The 26,220-nt window shown below is 62.9% G+C and carries 14 protein-coding genes and 1 pseudogene; 2 read left to right on the top strand and 13 right to left on the bottom strand.

The window, feature by feature from the left end:
* Positions 1 to 1,302: 1,302 nt before the first annotated feature.
* From AB0J46_RS43430 to AB0J46_RS43375, 12 genes are all read right to left on the bottom strand, one after another.
* Positions 1,303 to 1,974: a DUF4276 family protein gene (locus tag AB0J46_RS43430; RefSeq protein WP_364341038.1), complete on the bottom strand. Its 672-nt coding sequence runs from the start codon at positions 1,972 to 1,974 to the stop codon at positions 1,303 to 1,305.
* A gap of 5 nt (positions 1,975 to 1,979) precedes the next feature.
* Complete coding sequence (locus tag AB0J46_RS43425; RefSeq protein WP_364341036.1) at positions 1,980 to 3,065, bottom strand: AAA family ATPase; 1,086 nt, start codon at positions 3,063 to 3,065, stop codon at positions 1,980 to 1,982.
* Positions 3,066 to 3,458: 393 nt separating this feature from the next.
* Positions 3,459 to 3,866, bottom strand: a complete 408-nt coding sequence (locus AB0J46_RS43420) for a hypothetical protein (protein WP_364341034.1) — start codon at positions 3,864 to 3,866, stop codon at positions 3,459 to 3,461.
* Between the two features lie 7 nt (positions 3,867 to 3,873).
* The gene (locus AB0J46_RS43415; protein WP_364341032.1) at positions 3,874 to 4,944 is read right to left on the bottom strand and encodes a hypothetical protein; all 1,071 of its coding nucleotides are present in this window, start codon (positions 4,942 to 4,944) and stop codon (positions 3,874 to 3,876) included.
* A 21-nt stretch (positions 4,945 to 4,965) separates the two neighbouring features.
* On the bottom strand, positions 4,966 to 6,816 hold the full coding sequence (locus AB0J46_RS43410) for a hypothetical protein (protein ID WP_364341030.1): 1,851 nt from the start codon (positions 6,814 to 6,816) through the stop codon (positions 4,966 to 4,968).
* Positions 6,817 to 6,872: 56 nt separating this feature from the next.
* Entirely contained in the window at positions 6,873 to 7,604 is a 732-nt protein-coding gene (locus AB0J46_RS43405; protein WP_364341028.1) for a toll/interleukin-1 receptor domain-containing protein, read from the bottom strand.
* Positions 7,604 to 8,923: a helix-turn-helix transcriptional regulator gene (locus AB0J46_RS43400; protein WP_364341026.1), complete on the bottom strand. Its 1,320-nt coding sequence runs from the start codon at positions 8,921 to 8,923 to the stop codon at positions 7,604 to 7,606. Before AB0J46_RS43400 ends, AB0J46_RS43405 begins: the two co-directional genes overlap by 1 nt.
* Before the next feature lie 518 nt (positions 8,924 to 9,441).
* Positions 9,442 to 9,858 (bottom strand): HIT family protein, encoded by a 417-nt coding sequence (locus AB0J46_RS43395; RefSeq protein WP_364341024.1) that lies wholly within the window; start codon positions 9,856 to 9,858, stop codon positions 9,442 to 9,444.
* 287 nt (positions 9,859 to 10,145) lie between these two features.
* A complete protein-coding gene (locus tag AB0J46_RS43390) occupies positions 10,146 to 11,777 on the bottom strand; it encodes a YDG/SRA domain-containing protein (RefSeq protein WP_364341022.1) in 1,632 nt (543 codons plus the stop codon).
* 29 nt (positions 11,778 to 11,806) lie between these two features.
* On the bottom strand, positions 11,807 to 12,157 hold the full coding sequence (locus AB0J46_RS43385) for a hypothetical protein (protein WP_364341020.1): 351 nt from the start codon (positions 12,155 to 12,157) through the stop codon (positions 11,807 to 11,809).
* A gap of 585 nt (positions 12,158 to 12,742) precedes the next feature.
* Entirely contained in the window at positions 12,743 to 13,960 is a 1,218-nt protein-coding gene (locus AB0J46_RS43380; protein WP_364341018.1) for a hypothetical protein, read from the bottom strand.
* Positions 13,957 to 16,143 carry an AAA family ATPase gene (locus AB0J46_RS43375; protein WP_364341016.1) on the bottom strand — a complete coding sequence of 729 codons (2,187 nt, stop codon included), beginning with the start codon at positions 16,141 to 16,143 and terminating at the stop codon, positions 13,957 to 13,959. Before AB0J46_RS43375 ends, AB0J46_RS43380 begins: the two co-directional genes overlap by 4 nt.
* A 2,729-nt stretch (positions 16,144 to 18,872) precedes the next feature.
* Here AB0J46_RS43375 and AB0J46_RS43370 point away from each other — a divergent pair.
* A complete protein-coding gene (locus AB0J46_RS43370; protein ID WP_364341014.1) occupies positions 18,873 to 24,335 on the top strand; it encodes a LamG-like jellyroll fold domain-containing protein in 5,463 nt (1,820 codons plus the stop codon).
* A 68-nt stretch (positions 24,336 to 24,403) separates the two neighbouring features.
* Here AB0J46_RS43370 and AB0J46_RS43365 read toward each other — a convergent pair whose 3' ends face one another.
* Positions 24,404 to 25,114, bottom strand: coding sequence for a hypothetical protein (locus tag AB0J46_RS43365; RefSeq protein ID WP_364341012.1), 711 nt, complete (start codon positions 25,112 to 25,114; stop codon positions 24,404 to 24,406).
* Positions 25,115 to 25,903: 789 nt separating this feature from the next.
* Between AB0J46_RS43365 and AB0J46_RS43360 the strand changes: the two are divergent.
* A pseudogene (locus AB0J46_RS43360) lies at positions 25,904 to 26,137 on the top strand (transposase); the annotation flags it as partial.
* Between the last annotated feature and the right edge of the window lie 83 nt (positions 26,138 to 26,220).

Genomic DNA, 26,220 nt, shown 5'->3' with positions numbered 1-26,220 from the left:
GCCAGTGCTGTGGTCTGGCACAATAACGCCCGGCTTTATCCGATATTCGACCCCATCTGCGCCACGTTGGCGTACGAGGAAGTCTTTTGAGCGAACGACGTAGGGTGCTAGCCCATCGGTTATTTCCAGAGGAAGGCCAGTAGCTTGGGATAGCGCGGTGGAGAAGGCTCGAGTCCACGTTGATTTATCCGCGCCAGGGTACGGGTTGACCGCGGAGTTGGATTCCCCATCGGACGCTGGGTACTCGACAACGTAATAGCTCACGTCTTCCTCCGAGAAGGAGTACGACGCCTAGAGCGCCATACAGTGGGCTGCCTAGGCCGTTCGGTTCGGCAGAGCACCGAGGCACCCGGACACCCGGAGTTTCCCGAGGCCACCAGTCTCATTCGCCGCGCGCAAAGCGATAGGCGTCTAGACCCGTCCGCTCGTCGTCCCTCTGCCACGCGACTCGTCGGTCACCGCGACCTGCTAGTCGCGTAACGTAGACGGCCATTGCGGAAAACTTCGACTAGGTAGCCACCGAAGGTTCAGGAAGAGTCACGGCATGGAGCCAAATGCTGGTCAGAAGAGTACCAAGAGATGGTTGGTTTAGTCATGCCATATTAAGCCACCAGGCTCTGGTCAAAACGGGCGAAACGCATGGAAGCTACGCATGGTTCCATATGTGTCCAATCGAGGCAAATCGCACTAGAGGACGGCCGAACCTTGCTAATCATCGGTATACCGTGCTCTTACCACTTGACGCATCGGATAGTAACCACGGGCCCAACCCCCAGCGCTACCGTTCTGAGACCGAACGCCGAGCGACCCTGCCGAGCTGTCTGCGCACCTACAATCACCATCGCGACCACACCGCACTGAACGGCCTACCACCCGCCAGTCGCGTGCCCAACCTCACGGGACAGAACACCTAGCCGTGACCTCAAGGGTACGGGACCGATGAGGGACGATCTTGGATCGCTCACGCACCTCTCAGGCTATATGCGCAGCTCAATGGACATTGACGAGCAGTGTAGCTACCACTCTCCTAACTCGGAACTTTCCTGGGCTGTTGTAGGCGTCCTGCTCCGCTATGGACACCTAGCGCCAACGAGGTTTCCTCCTCACTGGCGACGGACGAATCTTCTGGGCCTATATCCGGTTGCCGCGCATACCTCTGCCGGGCCCTTCTTCAGAAGCCGATGACTTCTCAGCCCCCAAGCACCGGCTAACGATTGTGCAACCTGTTGCCGGTCTCGCGTGAAATCTCGGTAGGGGCAACCTTCCGAGAGCCGGCTTGCCGAGGCGTCTGGATCCGGGGCGTCATAGTTCTTTCGTGAGCGCGGTGTTCACCGCGGAGAACCAGGCGTCCGCGTGAGGACAGGCATTCCTGATGGTGTTGATGCCGATCTCGGCTATGACAAGCGGGCCGTCAGAGGTCTTGCGATACCGCGGATATAGACGAAGTAGACGTTTGGAGGGCGCTGTGCTGGCCCCGTCGTTGACGAGTTCTGCACCTTGGGCCTGCGCCACAATGGCTTGGACGGCCTGGGCGAGCGCGTCGTCGCCGGTAAGTTCGCCAAGTGCCTCATGACCCAGCAGAACCCATGCCTCCAGTTCGTGAAGTACCAGGTGTGGCAGGAAACGAGAGCGGTCAATGGCGTCAGCCATGGCGCGCTCGACGTGAGTCACACGGTCGTACGGCGAACCCGAGGGACGTGTCGCCATGCCGGGCACGTCGCTTGGGAGTCCGTAGTAGTCAAGCATGGTCGTCAAAACGGTGATGGACGAATCAGCCAGGAGCAGGCGAATCTCTGTGGCGAGCTTGGCCCACGTGGACATGCCTCCTCTATAGGAAGGGCCACCTGCGGGACGTTTGGTAGTGAAGATGGACCAAGTAACGTAGACATCGGAGCTGCATAGGTAGGGCTCGATGACTTCGCGGACTACGGTCTCCTCGGACTGGCCCTCGCACAGGATGTGCACTCGGCGCATTCCAGTCACCGCAGCTCGGTCTGCGGCCTGCCGCCGAGCAAGTTCTTCTCCCACAACTCGCCCAAGGAGTACTCCGCCAGCCAGTCGGCCAATCCTGCGGGAGCGAGGCGTTTGAAGACCGACGCTCCCCTGTGTCGCTCAACGACGATGAGATCGTCTACCTCGAACTGGTTGATGAGCGTCACCGACTGGGTGGCGATCAGGATTTGACTGGTGGTGCTAGCGGCGCGCAACATGTCGGCCAACTGCACGATGGCGTAGGGGTGCAGACCGAGCTCTGGTTCGTCCAGCACGACGAGATCGGGAAGATCGGGAAGGCTAAGCAAGGTCGTCAGGCAGATGAAACGGAGTGTTCCGTCCGATAGCGCGTCCGCGGGGAAGACGACGTCCGAGCCCTCTTGTTGCCACCGCAACCGGAGTCGGTCGTTCTCCTCGATGAGTACGAAGTCCCTGAAGAACGGCGCGACCTGCTGGATCGTCTGGACGATCCTCCTGTATGCGGCGTGGTTCTCCTGCTGAAGGCGAAGCAGGATGGCGGCCAGATTCCGGGCATCTGGGTGCAGCGCAATGTTGTCGGAGGCGAATCCTGTCTGCTTGACGGGAGCGTTCGCGCTGGTGTCGTGGAAATGGAAGATGCGGCAACCGCGCAGCGTGTCAGCCATATGTCCGGCAATCAATGACAAACTCTGCTCATCGATCTCATCCGTGAGGCGGCTCTCCCTATGCCCCCGTCCCAGCACGTGTTCTTCGCCACGCACCTCGATGCTTTCAATGCCGAAGATCAGCTCATCGCGAGCCGCCGGGATGAGTTTGGCCCTGTACACGTTGGACCCGAAGCTCAGGCGCAGGTTGACTTCCGGGAGGCTCTTGCCGCCGCGATAGAGCAAGGCAGAGGCCCCACCCGCCTGGCCAACGAACAGGTTCAGCTCGTGGTCGACGATCCGGCCGAGCAGGGCAAGGATAGAGATGAGATTGCTCTTGCCCGCACCGTTGGCGCCGATCAAAACATTGAGATCTCGCAACTCCACCTCAGTGGAGCGGATCGAGGTGTAACCCCTGATCGCGAGCGACTGCAATCTCCGTGGCGCCATGTGCCCAGCTTAGAGTGATCCTCCGGTGCGGCGCGTCCACCCTCCTGCAGTCGGAGCTTGAGCCATCACCGCGCGACTTGGCCGCCGAACCAGAGCCATCAGCAGCTTCCGACGAGCGAGTAGGTCCTGCATGCATGCCTCCCGCGGCCTGGTGGGTGTGTCTGACCGAAGTCGCCAGCCTCGCATGGCTGGACGCCCTTGAGAACGAGCAATCGCCGTGCGCTCGACCGTACTGGACAAGTAGACCGCCTCATGGCGTCGTACTCGCCGATCGCGAAGAGTCATTTCGCGACGGAGATCGGAGAGTCCCACAGCGGCAGCAGTGGGCAGATTAAGCGCGAAGACACAGACTCATGCTCTCCGTACTGCCTGCTTCCACCTGCAAGATCGGCTCTAGGTCGCATCCGGAGGAGCATAGAAAGTAGACCCATCTATCCGTCCCGCCTGGACGACCACAGCAGACCGTACCGGCCCGCTGATGTGGTTGTAGACCGTGCCCGTCGGCGGGGTTGGAAGGCTCCGTAGGGCATCGGCCGTGCCTGGGAATTCTAGGAGCAACCTCAGCAGGCGGGCGCGCCACTCGGCCTCGATCGCGGCCACCCTTCCTCCGTCGCCTCGTACAAGAGCGTCCACCAGGTCGACACGGGAGGCTTCCAGTTCCCCCAGCACGTCATCTTCATTTCCGGGTCTGGCCAGTATGCCTGCGAGTCTCTCCTTCGTCTGCGCCCATGCGTCGGAGATCATCAGTGTGATCAGTGTGGTCGCGCCGGAGGTTGCCAGCGCCACGAGCTCTGCTTCCATGATGTCCTCAGATCTCCTCGTCCCACCCGTTTTGATGGATACCGTCTGGGCCGTCCGGACCTTCATCCTGCGGAGCCTCCGCGCTGCCGGGAGGCTCTGGATCGGACAGCCCGAACTTGCTGAGGATCTCATCGGCCACGTCAGGCCGGCCGTACGTGCCGACCAGCAGAGCTACCTGGTGAGTGAACAGGTCCTTCTCCCGCAGATCCGTGATCTGCAAGAAGGCGGCCAGGTGGTCCACCGGCGAGCTGCCATTCGGCGACGGTGTCTCTGCGAACGGCTCGAAGGGCGTGCTCCCGTTGCCGTTCGACTCGAGCAGCTCTTTGTTGTTGGCAGCCGAGGTGAGTCTGGCTAGCAGGCCGAGGTCGTTCACTGTTCTCTCAATGTGGTCGTCGTTCTTTGCAAGCCACCACACCACGGCGCTGCCGGTGTTCTTGAGCACGTCCTCGCCGAGGTACTCCCGCTTGCTTTGCTCATATTTGCGGTCGTGTTCCCAGACCACCTTGTCCTTCCGCACAGCAGCCAGCTTGTTAAGGCGTTCCTGGTCCTCCGTGGAGAGAGTGAGCTGGATGGCCTGGGCCATCGCCTGGACGCAGCCAGTGGCATCCGGCTCCATCGAGCCCAGGACTTCGCCCAGTTCGTGCATGACGAGCGAAGCGCGGCCCGGTTCCCACTGTTCCGTAATATTTCGTGCGCGCTTGAGGATGGCGTTCACGGCCAGCGCCTCGGGATTGATGCGCCGGTCGTCCCATGGCCGCTTCAACGGTGCCCAAAGGATGGTGGCGGACAGCAGGAAGTCGTAGTCATCCTCCCGGCTCGGCAGCGAGACCCTCTCTACCCGGTGTTCGAGAGGCTCTACTGGTGGCGATGGCGGGGGCACGTACAGGGTCGTGGGTTCTCTTTGTGTACGTGACCGGCGTCGAATCACAGCCCTGATAGGCGGAGCCACGCCCGCGGCCAGTGCCATCACGAAGGCCGGCAGCCATATCTGGCGTGGAGCAAAGGCGATGAGGCCCGCCAGCAGGAGGACGCCGACGGCGTAAAGGTAGATCATGACCGTGTTGCGGCCCGAACTCATGGTGCCCTCCACGAAGGTTGATCAGCTGACCTGAATGCCTTGGGCGGTGCAGATTTTCCGCAGGACCACGTTGAGCAGGGTGGCGCTGCGCGCCCGGTCATCCGGCGTGAATCGCGACAGGCCACGGGCCGCGGTGTAGAGACCGCCCAGGACCTCGCCACGGCGCTCACTTCCCTCGATGAGGATGTCAACGAGCAGGTCACGATGGCGATCGTCATGAAGAGCCGTGATAAGCCACTCCCGCGCCCTGTCGTGCCAGGCCAGCGCGGAACTGTCGCGGAAGGCGCGCTTCCACCCCTCAGTCAATAAGGCTCGCATCTCTGCTTCCGCGACAAGCGGCCGATCTCGATCGCCGGGAGCAGTGAAGGCGGCCGGTTCGGCGACGTCGAGGAAGAGCTCGACGTCTCTTCGCCACTCCCTGCCATTCATGGCGAGCCGGGTGAGCCGGACGAGCAGCAGTCGGCGGAGCCACGGGTCCGCGGCGACCATTTCGAGCAGTGCTGTACGAGCATTCGTGCTGCGGCTCTCGCGCCGAGCCCGGTGGTGGAGGCGCACCACAGCCTGATCAGGATGGGTGACAGCGATGACCTCGGTACACATCCTGATGATCACTTGTGCCAGCGATTCGGACAGGTGATCGTCGCGCGCCCAGTTGTAGATCTGCTTGCGGAAGAACATGCCGTGTTCCTCGGCTGTGAGCGCGCGGCGCAACGCTTGGTCAGCAGCCATCTGCCTGCGGTAGGTCTTCGGTCCCTTGGTCCACTCCGCCACCGACTCGACCAGGACCTGTCTGTATCTCAGGTTCAGGCACTGCTCTGCGAAGCGCTTCGCCAGCTGGTAGCGATCGTCATCAGGCAGGCATGGGTCGTCGATCATCCTTCCGACCCATCTCTGGATGCCGTCGCGTAAGGCCGGCATGTGATGCCAGAAGAGTGCGCGGACGGCAGCGTCGTATCCGAGTTCCTTGAACCGTACGCGGCCGTTGGCGTCGGCAACGGCCCCGATTTCGCCGAGGCTGGTGAGGAGATCGGAACGTTCCAGAGAGTGCCTTTCGTCCGCGTAGCCGACGATGTCAAGCAACGCCACGGCGGCATCATGAACATGGTCGACATGCGCGTTGTGCAGCATCGCCGTGGCCAGGAGCAAGGCCCGCTGGGGGCCGTGACGCAGCTCTTTGACCGCCTCGGCAACTCCTGTTCCAAAGCCGCTGTACGCGCTTTCTGCGGATTTGTACCAAGCATGGTGCGGGACTTCGGGTGCGTTTTTGTACGCCGAGACAACGAGATCGGCGAACTTGGCGATCTCCCTGACGGGCCGCTCGGTCTTCAGGAACTCGGGCGGAGGAATGGCCACAGCGCCTGGTACGCCCGCCAGCCGCAGGTAACGGCGAAGGACCTCTTGAGCTGGAGGATGGCCGATCGTCCAGTGGAACTGCCCGAACTCGGGCGAGAGCCCCTCGCGTCCGTTACTGGGCAGGACGATCACCAGGAACGCGACGTGCTCGACCACCATCTTGCGTAGCGAGGACAACTCGTCTTGGAAGCAGCGCCAGGCCCGCTCGTCGGCTCGCGACAGGTCCAGCCACACGCGGTCGTCATCGCCGATCGAGGCCGGTTCCAGTTGGTATCGCCCGTTCTTCTCCTCCCATGTCAACTCGTGGAACCGTTCGGCTCCAGAGGACAGCTCGCGCAACAGGACCTTTGCAGTGGCTATCCGACCATTCCCTGGTGCGCCATCCAGGAGCAACGTTCGGCAAGCCTTGAGGATGTCGCTCGCCTGCCCATGGCCGGGCGGGTGGACGTAATGTCGCCACAGCCAGTCCAGTTCCTCGATGAAGGTCGGTCGGGGGCCTCGGCCCCGCGCCGCCTCCATGAAGTAGAGATCTCCGGTCCCTGTATGCACAGGCCCGTGAACGTCTGAGACTTCGGTCAACTGTCGTCCCCCTCATGCCGGCGGGCTCCGCCGAAATCGTGCCGCACGCCTCCCTGGTTGTCGCCGGCGATGTACGTTCCGCCGGTACCAGAGACATGGGGGGAATGATGGTAGAGGTCGCCTTTGCCAGTGTGGACCGGTCCTTGATTGCCTTTGATGACCGTGCCGACGTCGCCGGTGATGTCACGGGTCTGGATAGCGGTCCCCTGGACTTCGTCGACCGAGTTGCTCACGCTGCCGCCCCTTGGCTCTTGCTGGAGGGACCGATCCACGGCCTTCAGCAGGGGCAGCTTTGTGGCCAGCACGTTGCCTATGCGGATGAGACCTGACTGCAGATCCTGGAAGTCGAGTCGTTCCGACTGCACGTCCGCGAGCCGCTTCAGCGCTTCAGGCAGATCGGCCGGGTTCAGGCGCTCGGTCTTCCTACCGTCCAGGACGGGGATCACCTCAATGCCGCAGGTGAACGCCTCCAGTATTTCCCTGCGCACCCAGTCGTCCTCATCGTGCAGTTCTGGACGCCTCGACCAGTTCTCTCCCACCACGACGAGCACGACGTAGCTGCGACGTACCGCGCTGATCAGCTCGCGAGGGTACGCAGACCCGGGCGGAATGGACTTAGAGGCGCGGAAGACGTGCTCATCTCCGAAACGGTGCGAGAGATCCCGCTCGAGCAGAGCGGCGACCTTCTCGCCATCTCCTGTGCGATAGTTGATGAACACCTCGTGCATTACTGGATGCCCCTTCTATAGGTCTGCAGGTTGACCGCTTGCGCGGCTGCGGCCATTTCCTGCGCCAGTTCGCGTGCTGCCGGATTGCTCGGGTGTCGAGCGAGCGTCCGCGCGAGAGCGCGTATGTCCTGGGCGATGGTGGCGGAGCTCACGGTGACAGCGCCGGCCAGCAGTTCGGCGGACAGGCGGCAGGCGTGTTCGATCTCGCCCGCCACGGCGTAGGCGAGTGCGTGACGAATACCGAAGCGAGCGCGGGTGCGCAGCGCTTGCGGCGGTACAAGCGCCAAGTGCGTACCGATGACTTGAGCCGCCTCCTGCGGTCGCCCCAGATCACGCAGGCACCAGCCGGTGATCATGCCGACCGGGTCGGACAGATTCGTCGTGCCGATGACGGGCGACTGCGAGTTGGGCGCGTGCTGATCCAGCAGCGCGCGAGCTTGGTCAAGGCTACGCATGCAGGAGTCATAGTCGCCCGCGAGGGCGTGCCCCTGGGCCTCGCGCTGTGCGGCCAGGCCGCGGATGCGGGGCGGCAATCCGGCGCCCTGCGCGCGCTTCGCCAGCTCAATTGTCTGTGATGGATCGCCGCGGTACAGCGTGACCAGCGCGTGGCGAACGTGCCCGTACGCGGCCAAGTCGCGATCTCCGCCGGCGGCCGCGAGATCGATTGCCCGCCGAGTCCACCACAAGGCAGCCTCATCGTTGCCGAACTCCTGCATCATCCATCCGGCGTATTCGGCGTACCGCGAGGCGAGCCGCAAGAGCGCGTTTCTGGTGGTTGACCCCATACGGGAGGAAAGCTCCTGCAGCGAGTGAACCTGGGCGATGAGCGCGGGTAGCACCAGCTCCGGGCCGGCCACCTGCCCAAGCTGCCGGTAGTGCTCGAATAATGCGCGGGACATCCCCAGCAGAGTGCCGTTCTCAACAGGAAAGGCCGTGTCTTGGCGGCCAATGCTCATGCCAGCAACCGTCGCTACGCCCATCGTCATCGCCTGTCGCCGACTCAACGGCTGAAACCAGCTCTGCCCGTCGCCAGACAACTGCATCAGCCACACCTCCTCCACGTCATCGTTTGTCGCCTCGGAAACTCGCGTTCCAGCGGGCCGCATGGGGATGAGGGCAGCGAGACTGCCCCCACCGCCGAGCGCGGTGTCACACAAACGGGCCAGCTCCTGGCTGGGCGCTTTCAAGCCCCTCTCGACCTTGCTCAACTGAGCCTTGCTGTAGTGGACGAGCTTGGACAGGCTGGTGAGAGTGAGGCCGGCGGCGAGGCGTCGCCTGCGCAATTCTCGACCGAAGCAGACCTGCCCCTGGACCACCATGGACCTCCAGCACGTCCGCGGCACCGAGAGTTACTGTCTGTAAGAGTGCGCCACCGGTGCGGCGCGGGCAAGGCCAGTCGCCATGTTTCCCGTTTCCAGCCGGAGGATGGCTGCGGTAGGGAAACCATGCGTGAAGTCAACGGGCTTCCCTCTGCGATGCTGGAAGCGAAGCTGAGGGGAGACGGCCGCCCGGAAGCCTGTTCAGGGGGCAGGTGAGCCACACGACGAACCGGATAAGGACATACACGACCGACTGCCGACCATGGCCAAGCGGGCTCTACCACACCAGTGCCCGTGTGTTCGCCCCATGCCAGCGAGCCGCCACTGATCGCAGATGGGAGGGCGGGACGGCGGTGTCAGGCAGTTGATGAGCTCGACCGCCAACGAAGGCCCCTAGACTTGACGATCCGAAAGACTGAACGCGCTGCCTCAGACCAGTCTGGGCGCCTAACTAGTGCATATGCTCCGGCGATCTGAGCTGGTTAGGAGTCCAAGGGACGTCATCACCAGCGGGCCCCTCAGAGATATGGACTGAGGCGCTTGGCGATCACTTCGGTTTCATCGAGGTCGAGACAAGGGACCTCGCCCGACTGCGTGCCACCCTCGGGGAGAGTGCCGGCCACATGGAAGTGAACATGGGGGACGGCTTGGCGCGCAGATATCCCGTTGTTCTGCCAGACAGCGATGCCCCCAGGGTCGTAGGCCGCTGTGATGGCGCGGGCCGCGCGCCGCACGGCGCTCATCAATTGCTGCTCCTCTGCGGGGGCCACGTCCATAACGGTAGGACGGTGAGCCACCGGGATCACCAGCACGTGTCCCTGCCCACGTTGCCAACGTGTGACAAGGATCGCGACCTGCTCCCCTCGTTCCAGGATGGTGGAAGGGTGAAACCCGGCGAGATAATCGCAGAAGGGACATCGGTCGACGGATGGCATGGATATTGGCATGTTTCCGATCTTCCCGCATCTCGTGAGACTCGTATATGGGAGCGTAAGGATCCGTCAGGAGCGGCCGATCGCAGCGCCACGGAAGTCATATGATCCGGGCGCGCCATCCCAGGCATGCCCTCGGACACAAACGAAGGTCTCTGCCCACCCCTCCATGACCAATCTAGTTCGCGCGCCCGCAATCTTGTTATGCCCTCTTTCATTGCCTGCTTCGATTCACACACTCAAATTTGCGCACGCATTGGCGCGACCCTGAAGATAGAAGCTCCGTCTATTTAGAGCTGCATTTGACCCTCCGCCGAACCGTTGGGCCCGAGAGCGTGATGCTCGCGATGGTAGCGGAGATAGTCACGATCAACATCATGCTTCAGCACAAGTTTTCCGATCGTCTCGCCATCCGTACGATCAATTATGCTGTAATCATCCTCAATGGTGATCGCACCGTATCTAAAAAGATCTCGATGGTTAGGGCACAGGCAAAGCATGTTGTCTTTGCTGTCAGGGCCCAAGTGAGGCTGTTCTCGCCCACGGATATGCACGGTAGCGGCAATTCGTAGGCCACCTGGCACCTCTAGCGCAGTGCCACATACCTGACATGCATGGTCGTACACTTGCTTTAGTTCCGCTGCGAGCAGCCTGTCCGTATAAACTCCTGGAGCGACCTCTTCCCTATGCCCAGGGGAAAGCTTGCGACTCAGATGGAGCGCCCCAGCCTTCTTAGGCGTCCCGTCATCTATCTGCTCAAGTCGAAACTGGAGGACTATAGGCCCATCGACGCTGCGCTTGGTCCAGTAATCGGCTACCGTGAATATCCCGTCATAGCTATAGCCAGCTGGCGGCGAAAATTCCTTGTCACCCCCAGCGCCACGAACGACCCGAACTGGCAGCCCAGTCATAATGCTCTTGATGAGAGCAGCATTGCCCGAGTCGTCTGCCGACTGGTCTTTGACCTGCACGCCAGTATTAGGATCACGCCCACCATGTCCGGTGTAGATAATCACATCCCCGTAATCCTCATCGTCCTTGTAACCCCCCGAAACGACGATGGACTCGGCGCCGCCCCGCTCAGCAGTTCCGCAGATGCCTGCCTGCAACGGCCGATGAACACCTGCGTCGTGCAGAGCTCTACGGCTCTCGAAAATGGTCCCTGGCCGAATCCCCTCGATGACACCGTAAAACTCTTTTGTCGTAATACGTTGCTGGCTTTTATGTGCGCGGTTACGCACCAAGGTGAGGCGCGCGGCAAAGTGTGACTCGCGCTTCTGCGGGATAGGAAGGCCCTTATCCCGCAACGACTCGCGCGCATGTTGGAAAATTGTATCCAGCTCTAGAAACTCAGGCTGTTCCGGGATTCCAGTGCTAATGAGATGAATGAGCTCGCCAGTGAAGGCAGTATAGGTGTCGAGACCGCCGAGCGCTGTCTTATTCTCGGCCGTCGCCGTCATCAAGTATGTGCCGGTGACACGGGCATTGTTAGCGACACGTTCCGTACCGTCTTCGGCGCCCATCAGCCCTAGCGCAAGTCCACTGTAGCAACAGTCTAGGATTACGATTTTTCGCTGCGCGCGACTCGCTCGAAGCTCGTTTCGTACCGTGTCATAGGCCACCGCACTGTACATGCGGTCCTTATGCGAGTCTACTAGAGTGAGATACAGATCGCTCTCCACGGAATGCATCAATCCATGGCCAGCGAAGTACACGATAAGAGTGTCTTTTGCCTCTTCTCTAGCCTGCCACAGTGGATCCATCATCGCATCTACCGTGGTGGGATTATGGACAATCGTGCAGTGTTCTGCCGGCAGTCCCCACAGGTCAGATCTTTGAAGGAGACCACCCAAGGTCGTCAGGTTGTTTTCAACGGCAGGGAGAGACGCTAGATAGGTGTACTTGCTCGTGCCAATCAGCACGGCACGCGAGGCTAATGGATCAGGGAGACTCAATCGTTCCCCTCCAACGCCTTGAGAATCTGAACCACGAGTTCCGACTCCGCCTCAGATACCACGACGGTGGTCCCCCCACGTTCGATGGTTACCTGTGGGCGATGCCGCCGCGTTCTACGCCACTGCGCCACTGTCTCGATGAAAGCGGGCCATTGCAATGCGCTCGTCACGGCCAGAGCGATGAGATCGAGAGTGTCGCCCATCTCACCGGGCTCCGGGTCCTTAGACTGCAGGCGCACATCCATATAGTCAAGGGCATCGAGGTCCCTCAACAACCAATCGTAGAGCGACCGGAGCTCCTGCTCGGCAAAATCTCCGCTCATCCGAAGGTTCACTGTTTCATCCACCACAACCTCCACCAATCCACGACGAATCTACATCCGGGATGCTACCGGCACCCACCTCACATGAGCATCCAAATACATGAAAAACGGGCACCTCTCGCACCCCTTCCTCGCCAGCCATCCCCACCGTCAATCTTCCTCAGACACGAGCATGATAGGAAGATCGATCTAGAAGGGTCTCAGCTACAGGGAGCACCACTAGTAACGCACTGGACGTTGTCCCGGCCACGGACCACGATGAGGCTGCCTCTTTGATGCCAACGGATCCGAGCGCCGTGCACTCTTGACCGCAAGGTCCCTCACAACACGCTGAACGTGGCAGCAGGTGTCCCCGTGGCCCCTGCCAACCGGTAGACGGCAACCAAAGACCGCTGCTTGGCGAGATCCACCGTGACCATCAAGTCGGAGCACATCTGCGCGAACACCTGACTCGTCATCAACGCACACGGGGCACACTGAACTCCTCTACTGACTGGCGTGGGTCGCCTGTATGTGTTGGGACACATGCGGGATGATCCCGGCTGACTTCCATGCTTGGGCTGTTGGCCCAGCTCAAGCCACCCCACGGGACGGATTAACCGCTTCCTCCTACAGTGGGATTGGATCTACCCTTTGGCGTGGCCCTTCCGGACCTGCTGCGAGGCGGTCGACCAACGCGGCTACCGCGATTGCCAGGTCGGTGGACCCTTGGCTGAGATCCAGAACATGCACGTACACCCTGATATCCGACTTCTTGATCCGGTACGGCTCTGCTGACGGCGTTCCGGAGGCATAGACGAGATGCCCCTCGGCGAGGCCGAGAGCGGTGCAGTAGGAGATCAGCTGGAACAGATGCCCCGTTGGCGGAGCCCCGTCCAGAGTCCGGTACTTCGCGTCCACGACCGCGGTGGGTCGCCCGTCGCGGTAGATGAGGATGTCGGGCTGGATCAGCACCCGCCTCTGCTGATCCAGCCGGTGCCCCTGCTGGGCGACGCAGCGCAAGCCGTACGGCAAAAGCCCAGTGGTCAACTGCCGGGTGAGGAAGCGTTCGAAGATCTGGGCCATGTTCAGGATGAAGCCGTCGATCTGTATCGCCTGCGCACCCTCCTGTTGCAGTGAGGCCCCAGAAAGGATCAATTCCGCTAGTCGGAGCGCGGGGACATAGCGTTCGTTGAGCCGGGTCGGCCGCCACGTCGGCAGCGCCCCTGGTCGGGCGGAGACAATGCCGACGAGCCGCCCGGCCAGGTGCCGCAGCAGCGCAATCGTGGTGTCCGCGACGCCCGGCAGGGTCTGGGCGAGCTCGATCGCGCCGAGCAGTATGTGGTTCTCGGGAATGTCGGCCAGGTAGTCGTCGTAGGCGACCTCGATCACAGTGGGCAGCCCCATCCGGCGGCTCAGCTGAGCGCTGGTCCGGATGCGGCCCCGGATGACGGCGAGAGCGTCCTCGCGGTAGACATAGCCGTGCAGAACCCCGCCGCGGAGCGCACGCTCTGCCGCGCGGGCGAACACAGTGGCCAGTGCGGGCACGAGCAGATGGTCGGTCGCGGCGGTGATCTGGCGGTTTTGCCAGATGTCGTCGTAGTCGCCGAGCAGGCCAAGGAGCCGCCGGACGGGCAATTTCGGTCGGATGCGTAGCTCGATGGCGCCGTCCTTGTGACCAAGCCGTACGGTCCCGACGCGCTGGCGTCCCGCGAGTCGCCACCGTCCGCCCGCGGTCGGGGTAATGGTGACCAGCTCTGGGACGGTGGCCAGTGTGGCGATCTGCGCCGGAGTCAGGGGCTGAGGCAGGCTGGCGGTGGCCTCGGCGAGGTGGAGATGCAGGGTCACGGCAGAGTGTGGCCGAGCGCGGCGAGCAGGACCGGCAGGCCGTACTCGGCCTCGATGTCGTCGACTTTGCCGTAGAGCTGGTCTTCCAGCAGGGGCAGGATCTCCGCCGCCCAGATGAGTTCCAGTCCGCGGTGGGTGGCCACGTTGGGTGTCATCAGGTACGAGGGGCCGACGGCGCGGTCCGGGTCATTCAGGCGGCGGTTGACCTCCTCCAGCAGGAGCGCGGGCAGAACGGAGAGTCCCTCGCGCTCCAGCCAGCGGCGTAGCAGTCCGTCTACCGGAAGCCGGTGCGGGACCAGGGCGCGGAAGACGAACCGGCGGCGCATGGCCGCGTCAATCAACGCCACCGAGCGGTCGATGGTGTTCATGGTGCCGATGACGAAAACGTTCTTGGGGAGCTTGAACGGCTCATCCGGCGAGTACTGCAGAGTGATCTCGTGGTTGCGGTACTCCAGCAAGAAGTACAACTCGCCGAACACCTTGGCCAGATTGGCGCGGTTGATCTCATCGATGACCAGGACATACGGCCGGTCGGGCTCCTTCTCGGCCGCCTCCACCGCGTTCTTGAACGGGCCGGGCACCAGGTCGAAGCCGACCGTGCCGTTCTCGCCGAGCCGAGGGCGGAAGCCTTCGATGAAATCCTCGTAGCCATAAGAAGGGTGGAACTGCACCAGCTTGGTGCGATCGGGGCCGGCCAGCGCTTCACCGAGCTTGGTGGCCAGGTAGGTCTTGCCGGTACCGGGTGGGCCGTAGAGGATCATCTGCCGCTTGGCGGACAGCAGGTCGGCGGTCTCCTGCAGCCAGCTGAGCGGCATGAGCAGGTCGTCGCCGAACGCCTGGGTGAGTGCGGGCACGATCAGGCCGCGGGTCTCGTCCTGGGCCAGCACCTCGTCGGTGAGTTTCTCCTCCAGTCCTGCGCTGGTGGCCAGCGCCGCGATCACACTGGTCAGCTCACCGATCGTCATCGCAGTCTTGAGCTTGGCCTGGGCTTCCTCGGGGAGGGTCTGGCGGCTCATGGCGGTGGGGTGCCACTCGACCGAGCGGCGGCGAGCCAGGCCACGGCCGGCTGAATCGTCGAAATACGCGTCGCTGGTGATGGTGCCGACATAGACGGCATCGCCGTCGACGGTCGCGATGAGATCACCGGGTTGGAAGCCGCTGAGGAAACGCCACAGCTGCCCGGCCGTGACGTCCCTTTTGCCTTGTTTGGCGTCGGGAAGCGCTGCGGCAACAGCGTCCTTGACCTGCTGCCGGGACGCGCCCGCGGGTAGTTGTTCGATTTCAGAGAAGCTGACTGAGCAGAAGCCGTCGGCCAGCCACTGCGGGATCGCGTTGACGCCGTCAACGTTGGCTCCGCGTACCAGCCAGCCCTTCTGCGACCGCGGTGGCGGAGGCGGCTCCCAGCGAGACCGCCAGGGCTCATCATAGAAACTGAACCGTCCGCCGTGTTCTGCTTCGATCTGCTGGCGGATGGCGTGTATGTCTCGATCGAGATCCCCGGTCGGCTCGGCCAGCCGGTCTGCAAAGGCATCCCGGATGAGCTGCTTGTTGCGTTCGACCGAAACCGGGGCGAACACGTCGGGGGACAGTAAGAACAGCAGCACGTGGAACTGGGCGCGGGCCCGCGACTTGCCGTCGTAGTCCGTGAGCACCGATTCGGCCAGGTCCCGGAAGCGCCACGGATCCCGCAGAGCCGATTCCCGTTCGTGGAGCGGTAGCTTCACCAGCAGCTGCGTGAGGCGGATGAGGAAGGCGAACTGGGCCCAGCGGTAGTTGAGGAACGCTTGGCCACCCTTCATGTAGCCCGGTGAGGCTGCCGCGGCCAAATCGTCGGGCACCTTCGCCTCGAAGGAGGCCCACGACAACACGCTGCCCAGGATCTCGAATTTGCGATTGACGCCAATGGTGGCAGGGCTGAGCGGCATGACGTTGAGGTAGAGCAGTTCTGCGGCAAGCACGATCGCCTCGTCGCTACCCTCGGCGATCTGCCGTTTGAGCTTGACCAGGAACTCGTCAGACGACTCGTCGAAGTTCTCAACGAACCGGCGGAACAACTCGTCCGCGGCATCCACTGTCCAGGTGCGCCGGCCAGGAACAAACGACGACTCCCCGGTCAGAACACCAGCTTCGACTACCTGGCGTGCCGCGCGGCACACGATCACGCCCTGTTCCCAGTCCATCATGAGTCCCTCCCACGTGAAGTCTTCTTACACATCCTCAGGACTCCTGCATGACGTTACGGAGGTTGATCACAAGGGGTCCTGGCCGCTGGACGATCTTGCAGGTCAAAGTGAGTTCGACATGTCAGCCGCGCCGGGCCGGCCCGCCAGCGCTGTAGGTCCGCGATCACCCGACGTGTGGGTGGTTGTCCCTCCAGCACCGAAGGATGATCCAGCACTGAATGAACCAGCACCGCGACCGTTGCAACCAGGTATTTCCAGTCCCATCAGTTGCCATGAAGCGCACTCAAAGCGCGTTGGCAGACGGCGTGCCATGTCTCGCCGCCCTTATCCCGTGTCAGGACACTAGCGACCACTGATTCCTCGCAGGTCTGGCCGTGCCAGGAACATCGACCTTCGGCCGCGCGTCGTCCACGGTGCAGCGCTGATTCGTACGGTCGCTCCTCGATCAGTTCGGTTGACATTTGGCGCGTGACAGGCCTTTCCTCTATTGCGATCCGTGGATCCGTAAGGATCGCGAAAACGTACGAGGGACCAGTGATTTCCTTGCCGAGCTGTCCGGGCGCTGACAGCGGTCGTCGGCCCCACGCCCGGACGAAATTGGACCGATGAATACCAATCTTCGTCCAGTCAGGGTAGACCTCATCGTCCCGTAGCCGATATGTGAAACTGCCACCGCTCCGTAGCTGGAACGCCTCGCCAGCGTACCGCTCGATACGACCCCAGACAGGATCGAAGGCATGGGCAGTCGATACGGTTGCCGCGAGATCAGTACCTTGAAACCCCCTCGACATTGGCCGAGAAGAGATAGGACTCGCTAGGTGGGGGATTCGGCCCGCGTCCTCGGCCGGGCGAGCGGTGACGGTCGCCGCGACCTTCCACAGGAGCGGGACACGAGGGCTCCGTCCAGTGAGTACCAAGATAGTCAAGAGAAGGTGCAAGGCAGGCGGTCCCAGCATGGATACGAGCGCCCAGGCCCACATGACGACGTCGTCCGACGGGATCTCCGCCGGCGCCCCCTGGTACCGAAGCGAGGCATAGACGCCCACCAGAACCAGAGTGACCAAGAAGGACACCACGGCCACAATGTCGATGAGGATCGACTGCACGGCATGGAAGCGCACGGAGGTCCGTTGATCACGACGGAAAACCAAGCCCCCGACGAACCCCAGAAGATACGCGAGAGCGGAGCGCCATGAGCTGCGAACAGTGTCTGGGTTCCAGGGGAACTCGACGTCGGACTTCGCATCTGTGCGGCGAGGTACCGCACGGCGGGTGACGCTGTCTCGCCCATCCGATCTAGCGGTTTGCGCTTCTCGGCGCTTGCGTTCGGCCCTCTCAATGATGACAACCGCTGTTTGGACGATGCCAGCGATCGAGGCGACGACTCCAAGCAGCGCCAGAACAACGCTCATGCATCCTCCTCTCGCGAAGGGAGACCCTTTCTAGCCGGGAGGGTTCGATAGTCGCACACCAGGCTTCGGGACGGGGAGTGCGAGATGCGTCTCCGAGCGTGACAATCGGCCCTCGCGTGAACGCCTGGACACATCGGCGAGCTTCCGGCCTTGCTCTTGCGTGCGGGCCAGCTCGATACAGAGGGGATTTCAAGGGGCCTCCGGCGAGGGACGCCGGCCACATGCCTGATGATCATGGCGGAGCTGGTTATAGGCCAGCTCCTCCACGAGGAGGATCGGTCGTGTAGGGGACCGGTGTAGTGGAGGGCATGAAAGTTACACAAAGCCCGGCCGTGAGTGTCAGTTGCCAGTCTGCTTGCCGCAAGGCCGTGGAATGACGAGGATCCTGCGCGATGATGGCATGCAAAGTCGGCTGCGAGAATTGGGGTGGATCGTCCGACGACAGGGTGCCTGGCAACCAGCTCCGCATGATCAATCCTTATGGCGCCGTGTCGGTTGATAGGCGATAAGGAAATCAAGGCGGTGATGTGGAGCTACGCAGTCACGTTGGCCACGCCCTTACGGATCCCGCGTGGACGATCGATCGCGGGGATAAACGCGGGATGATCAAGAAAGCACGGCCACAACATAAGGTGATTGCCCAGGTCAGATTGCGTAACTGGATGGTACAGCCCGCGCTCTCCTACAGCAGGTGCTGCGGTTCCTGATCGTGCCTGAGTCCGAGGTCTGCAGCCTCCGACAGTGGGCGTCTGGTGGTACGCCGGTCGTGCGATGGAAGTGGCGGCGCAGTATTGCCGCCGTGCCCATGCCCGCAGCCGGCGCGACGCTGTCATCCATGGCCTCCAGCTGCTCCTGCGCGTGGCGGATCCGCTGCGTCAGCAGCCATTGCAGCGGGGTGGTACCGGTTGCCCACTGTGCGACAGCCGGGGGCTGGCCATCCGGCGGCGTCCCTTTGGTCGTCGTCCCAGCGGTTGATCAGGTGGACGCCGAGTGATTTCGGCTACGTGGCGCTCCTCATTGGCGCATCGCGGCCCCCCGGATGCCGAGCCTGGACAGGGTCTTTTATGACAGCTTGCGGACAGCGAGCAAATTGGTTGAGCCAGCAAGTGGATCGCCTCCGGCCATTACGGAGCATCTCCTTCCCGTTACTGAAAACGATCTTTACTTTTAGTTCTGCCTTATGTGATGATCAGGGCCGTTTTGCCACATCTGTTCGAAAGGCTGTGAGTGAACACACGCCGATCAGCGTCCGGCTTATCCACCCGGACGCGCCGCCGCGCTGCCCTGATCGCGACTCTGGCGCTGCCGCTCTCGCTCATGAGCGCACCCGCGATCGCCAAGGGCTCCACGCCACCCAACACCCCGGCCTCCGCATCGACAACACCACCCGGCGCCACCTCGAATCCAGCCCTCAAAACCGCCTGGGACAAGGCCGCCAAATCCGGCCAACCCGTCGAGGTCCCCACCCAGTTCACCGAGACCATGAAGGTCTGGGCCAACCCCGACGGCAAGAACCTGCGCGCCGAGGTGCACACCCGGCCCGTCCAACTCAAGAACCCGGCCAGCGGCGCCTGGGAACCCATCGACCCCACGATCATCACCCGCCACGGCAAGCTCCAGGCCACCCGCGTCAAGACCCCGCTCACCTTCGGCGGACGCGGCACCAAGCACCTGGTGTCCGCGGCCGGCAAGCACGGCAAGACCGGCCTGGGCGTGACCCGGGCACTACCGGAACCCAAGATCTCCGGCAACGCGGTCACCTACCCCGACGCCGTCGCCCCCGGCGCCGACCTGGTGGTGATCGCCCAGGCCGACGGCTTCACCTCCCAGGTCGTCTTCCGCCGGCAGCCGACCGGCCCTGTGACCGTACGGCTGCCGCTCACCTTGCCCGAAGACACCACGTTCGGTAAGACACCACAAGGGCTGCCACAACTCCAGGACGCCAAGGGCAAGGCCAAGGCCGCGCCGATCGTGCTGACCGCCATGGACGCCAAGGTCGAGGCGTCCCCCGAGCAGGGCAAGACCTCCCCGGTCAAGGCGCGCGTGGAGACCTCCGGGAAGACCTCGGAGCTGGTGTTCTCCCCGGATGAGAAGTTCCTGGCCGACCCCGCGGTGACCTACCCGGTGACGATTGCCGCCGCCTCCGAATGGTTCGGCGGCGGCGCCCCCACCGACGCCTGGATCAGCAAGAACGACCCCTACAACAACAACGCCGCGGCCGGGTGGCTGCGCTCGGGCACCACCTCCACAAGCGCGGACATCGCCCGCGTGTACATGAAGTTCGACCTCACCGACCCGGTGCTGCAGGGTGCCACCGTCAACGACGCGGACCTGCGGATGTGGAACTACAAGTCCGGCGGGCCCAATGGGCAGCTGTGCGGGGAAACGATGGGTGCCGGCATCCGGGCCGAGCGCGTCACCTCCGCATGGACCCTCGACGGAACGATCGACAGCCTGGACTGGTACAACAAGCCCCCGAGCACGGCCGCCGAGACGGTGAACCGGTCCGGCTACAACTACGACGACCCCAGCGGCAGCTGGTGCGCCAAGGACTGGGAACTCTTCTACGAGGTCACCGCCATGACCCGAGCTTGGATCCAAGAGGGCAAGGCCAACCACGGGATCGTGCTGAAGGCCGCCAGCGAAACCGCCGCGATCAACTGGCGCCAGTACTACTCCAGCCAGTTCGGCGGCGGTGAGCCTTACCCGGGCTATCGCCACCCGCCTGCGCTTGTGATCAAATACATCCCAGCAGAGCCTGAGACCGAGACGGTGATCTTCCGTCACAATGGTCCACCGTTGACGGAGCCTCCCTCCTACGAGCAGGCAGTTGCCTGGAAGGTGGAGACCCATCCCGAGCCTGTACCCCCGGAGCCGGTGACCCGGGAGCAACTTCAGGAACTGCAGACCCAGGTGGTCAACCCCTTCGAAGTGAAGGCCGAAGACCTTCCCGACGAACCCCCGAGCGAAGAACCTGACCCAGCAGACACCACTCCCCCGGAAGTGCTCCATACAGTCCCCAGCGCGGCCGAGACAAACGTCCCAACATCGTCCCGCGTCATGGTCCGCTTCGACGAGCGGGTCACGGGCGGCGTCTTCAGCCTCACCGACGAACAGGAAAACCCAGTCGAGGGGCAAGCGGAAATGGACGCATCCGGAACCTTGCTGGAGTTCAGGCCGCTCAATAGGCTTTCCGCTGGAATGACCTACCGCGCTGAGGTCAGCGGAGCCCAGGACCAGGCCGGTAATACCCAGTCTCCTTATCAGTGGTCTTTCACCACTGATAACACGGCACCGTCGGTCGTCGAGACGAGCCCGGCCAGTGGAGCCACGAACGTGCCAGTGAGCACTGCGGTGCAGGCGACGTTCAACAAGGCGGTGTCCCAGGTACAACTCACCATCAAAGACCCGGCAGGCGCCGCAGTGCAGGGGACGCTGCAGGGCAGCGATACCAATGTCGAATGGACGTTCACGCCGGCTTCGAAGCTCGCCGCGCAGACGACGTACCAGGTCGAGGTCAGCGGTGCCAAGGACGCCTCGGACAACGTCATGGCCTCCTTCACCTGGTCGTTCACCACGGGCGCGGACGCACCGCCTCCGGTGCCGGGTCTGGTGGCGGCCTACGGCATGAACGAGGGCTCGGGCACGAACGTGGCCGACTCCTCCGGGCAGAACAACCCCGGCACGGGCGATAGCACAGCTTGGGCCAACGGCAAGTACGGCAAGGCTCTGTCATTCAACGGCTTCTCCAGCCGGGTCACCGTTCCGGACGCCGCCTCTCTGCGCTTGACGACCGGGATGACGCTCTCGGCCTGGGTCAACCCAGCCACGGTCGCTAACTGGCGCAGCGTGGTGGGCAAAGAGTTGAGTGCTGGAGGGGTCTCCTATCTCCTGTACGCCGCCAATGGTGACTCGGTCCCGTCCGGCTGGGCGAAGGTCTCAACGGAGGGGCATGCGACGGCTGACGGTGTTTCGCCGTTGCCGGTGAACGCCTGGAGCCACCTGGCGTTCACCTACGACGGCGCCGCCCTGCGGCTGTTCGTCAATGGACAGCAGGTCGCCCAGACCCCGCACAGCGAAAGCCTCATCGACGACGGCAGCCCGCTGCGCATCGGCGGCAACGCCATCTGGGGTGAGTACTTCAGCGGCTTGATCGACGAAGTGCGCGTCTACAACCGCGCCCAGAGCGCGACCGAGATCCAGACCGACATGACCACCCCGATCGGCGGGACGGCGCCGGCGGACACCCAGGCGCCGAGCGCGCCCGGTTCGCTCGCCGCGATGGGCGGTGCCGGGAAGGCGCAGCTCACCTGGACGGCCTCGACGGACAACGTGGGCGTGGACGGCTACCGGATTCACCGCTCCACGACGCCGGGATTCACCCCGTCGGCCGCGAACCAGGTTGGCTCGTCACAGACCACCACGTTCACCGATCCGGGCCTCATGGCGGGGACGTACTACTACCGGGTCCGCGCCGCCGACGCGGCCGGTAACCTCGGCCCCTCCTCAAACGAGGTCTCGGCCACCGTAACGGCCCAGCCGACGAACCCGGGCCTGGTGGCCGCGTATGGCATGGAAGAGGGCACGGGCACGACCGTGGGCGACTCCTCCGGGCAGAACAACACCGGAGCCGCCACCGACACCACCTGGACGGCGACCGGCAAGCACGGCAAGGCTCTGTCCTTCAACGGCTCCAGCAGCTGGGTCACCGTGCCGCACGCCGCATCGCTGCGCCTGACCAACGCGCTGACGCTGTCGGCCTGGGTGCGGCCCGCGACACAGGACAGCCTTTGGCGCAGCGTGCTGATGAAGGAGCACGCCGAGGGCGGCAGCTATGGCCTGTATGCCTCCACTGAACGCTCCGGCCCGGGAGGCTGGCTGCAGACCACCCAGGAGGCCGCCGGCATCGCCAGTGGCACCGCGCTGCCACTCAATCAGTGGAGTCATCTGGCCTTCACCTACGATGGCGCCACAGCCAGTGTGTACGTCAACGGCACCCTTGCCGGGCAGGTGTCGATGGCCGGTGATGTCGTCGACGACGGCGGCGCGCTACGCATCGGCGGCAACGCCTTCTGGGGTGAGTTCTACAGCGGCCTGATCGACGAGGTACGCATCTATAACCGCGTCCAGACCGCGACCGCGATCCAAACCGACATGAACACCCCCATCGGCGCCGCAGCGGCGAGCAGCGCAACCCAGCGACAGGACACCGGCACCGCTGACCCCGCTGCCGGGATCGCGAAGCTGACGGTCAACGACAGCCGCACCATGGATGGCGTCACCATCGCCTCCACCCTCACCCCGCGGCTGACCGCCGGGCTGACCGCCGGGCGCGACAGCGAGGCGAAGGTGGAAGTGGAGATCGCCGGCAAGCCCACCAAGTCCGTCAAGGCGGACAAGGCGACCATGGACAAGCGTCTGATCTGGTTGGGCAAGATCACCGCCAAGCCCGACGATGCCCAGGTATCTCTGCAGATCCCCAAGGGCAAGCTACGGGACGGGGAGACAGTGAGATTGCGCGCCCGCATCATTGCTGCAGGCGTCAACGACGCGTGGACCACCTGGAGCACCGTCACGATCAATACCGCTGGCGGCCAGCTCATCCGCGGCGGAGAGCAGGCGACCCAGTCCGCTGCGGCGGCATCGCCAGACTTCCTGGGTCACTTCACGACCGAGACCTGCCGGAAGGAAGGCTGGAAGGGTTTCCCGCCCCAGCCCGTTCTCCACAATCAGTACCGGCCCTTTACGTGGTGCTTCACCTGGACTTACGGGGTCGCCCTCTTCCACACGGTCATCGTGGATGGCGTGAAGACAAAGATCCCTGCGGGGTTCACGCAGTTCACCGCAACCACGATGATTCTTACTCGCGTCGGAAACTACCTGGCCCAGGCTCTGGATGACTACAGCAGGCACAGCCGCGACATCGACGTCTGGTACAAGATCGAACCCGAGGGCGTCAGTGTCAATGACAACAGCATCACGCTGAATGCCAACATCACGACGGCCGGCCACCCGAGTGCGGGGGTCTGTGCCGTCGATGGCGCCTCTTCCAGAACGGCATTGCGCGCGGGATGGAAATCCGACCCATACGCGCACTTCAAAATCAAGTCCAGTACCGCTGCTAGCTCCGGTTTCCACAATCAGGGCACTTGCAAGATAGGCACGTACATCGAAGTCGGAGGATATCTCAACGGTAAGCTCCTGAACGATGAGGATATCGAGAACTTCGTTACAGAGCCGGAGGTGATGTGCGACACCTCTCCAAAATACACCGACCATCGCGGAGGCTGCGTTCTGGCCAGAGGCAACAGGTTCCTCACCTATTATGAAGGCAGCACCACCCACGGAGAGGTCGCTGGTCACATCAAAAGCGCCTTCGCCAACACCAGCAAGGTGATCCCAGGGGACTACCTGGAATACATCGTAAATGGTATCGGGGGCAAGGGCGCTCCGCTGCACAGGATCTGGGAGAAGAACCCGGACGGCACGGACAACCAACTCTACAAAGACAATGTCAAGGCGAAAGACAAGGCGTGCGTGCTGCTCACCAAGAACAACGCCACCGACCAATGCGATGAATACCCATTCGCCTCAAGCTACGAAGGAGGTGGAAGGAACACCTCCGGAACGCTCACGGCCAATGTCAGCTACAAGTACGTGCGCCAAACGCACAACAGCAGTGCGGGCACCGCATTGAGATGGTTTTGGCAGAAGTACAGGCTACTCGACAAGGACCCCTTCTGGATGTTCATCTCCTCAGGTACGGGATCTAATCCGTAAGCTGAGACTGCATTACTAAGAGAGGCGTCGCCGGCTTCATCCGTTTCATGGAGCCGGCGACGCGATCCTCAACTCAGCGATGGCCCCATGAAGTGGGTGAAATCAGCATCACTCATGGCCGGGAGCGGCGTGGCGATGGTGAAGCCGACATGAGGCCCGGCTGGCCGCTTGTGATCGATCGGAAAGGCAGCGCCTGCGATGCGTTCCAGCATGGTGATGCAGGCGTCCTCGTGCTGGGAAACAGCGCCCCGACTCTGTCCCGAACCCCCCTCGGACAGCGGCTGTGTCTCGACCATGAGCGGGCTGAAGTCCAGGTCATGCAGGTAGGCGTCGACCGCCCCGGTATTCCAGCCGCACCGGGCGGCCGGGTCGGACTTGTCGAACTCGTCAGGGTCGAACCCGACCTCCAGTCTCCCGTTGACGGCGTAGGCGAAGTACGCGAACAATGCCCCCGCCGAGCGCCACGGATCCATCCTGGAGCGGGTTTTCGACCATGGAGCGATCGAGATTCCCCAAGTCACGCAGACGGCGAGGTGGCCATCGCGGGACAGGGACCTCATGGCCTCTTGGCGGGCACATAGGTCGCTGTAGTAGGGATGTGTGACCAGGATCCCCTCGCCCCAGCGCATGATGGTGACGGTGCTCTCGTTGTAAGCTTCCGGCATCCGGTAGTCCACCGTCAGAGGGACTGCACCGATCAGCGACGCGACAGTCCCGATGTCGTCGTGTGTGGTGAACACAGTGCAGAAGTCCGAAACTGTGGAATAGAGCATTGTCACTTGTTCCACTCCCCTGGGCCATACGTCGTGCTTCATTCTGCCATTTAGAGCAGATCAGCGAATGCGGTCAGCGGTCTACGTCTATGACGAGAGCGAGGTGGCGTTGCGCTGGGAGGCGACGCGAACCTTCACCGTCATGCGGCCGGACACGGGGCGAATCCTGCTTCGCGTGGTGTCCCTGCCGCACGCATTGATCTGTGAGGGGAGGCGGCGAGGCGGATACTCGGTAGGCTTCAGACGCTCAAGGAGTCAGATGCCTGTGCTGAGGCACCGACGATCGTCGTCTATCCGACAGCGGGGAAGAGTGCGCCAAGTTGCCGACACACGTATGGCTGCGTGCATACGAGGAACCCGAACTCTGCGCGCCAGGCTCCGGAGAGAAGATCTTCCCCATTCCTGTCTCCCACTGGAGTTGGACAACGCCGGCCGCGTTGCACGAAGCCTGCGCTGAGCCATCGAAGACAACCGGCTCAGGCTCTACCCCGTCCACGTCGGACGCGACTGCACCGAAGCGGCCATGATAGCTGCGTCAGCACCATGGACATAGCAGGTTCCGCACGGCGACGAGGTGGTCGTCCGCCATCCCCACGGGAGATCGTCAAGGCCAGGTCCTTGATCGTCGAGACACGGAGCGATAGGAGCCCCCCAGCACGAGTGGCGTTCACCGAGGTTGCGTCCACGGGAGTGGTGTACGAGTTTGGCCTGGTCGCAGGCGTGGCGTCGTGAAATGAAGACGGCCATCGAGTGATCCTTCGAGTAGCAAGATCAAGATCGAAGGAGAACCAGTCGATGGCCGCAGACAACAGTGTGACGCCTGCTCAATGGCTCGCGAAGCAGATCGAGACCGACGACCCTGACATGTTGCGATCCATGGTGAAGACCATGGCCGAAGCGTTGATGTCAGCTGAGGCCGACAGCCTGTGCGGTGCCGCCTACGGGCAGCGCAGCAGCGAGCGGACCAACTCGCGCAACGGCTACCGCAGCCGCGAGTGGGACACCCGCACAGGAACGGTGGCTGTTGCTTTTTGAGCACGATCTTGGTGAGCCGTGCATTCGGTGATCTGGATGACCATTGGATGGGCGGGTGGCGAAAGGCTTCCGACGGG

Source organism: Nonomuraea sp. NPDC049758 (assembly GCF_040674635.1).
In the GTDB taxonomy this organism is placed as follows: Bacteria; Actinomycetota; Actinomycetes; order Streptosporangiales; family Streptosporangiaceae; genus Nonomuraea.
The sequence above is the reverse complement of the archived record's forward strand: the minus strand, read 5'-3'. Positions and strand labels throughout refer to the sequence as shown.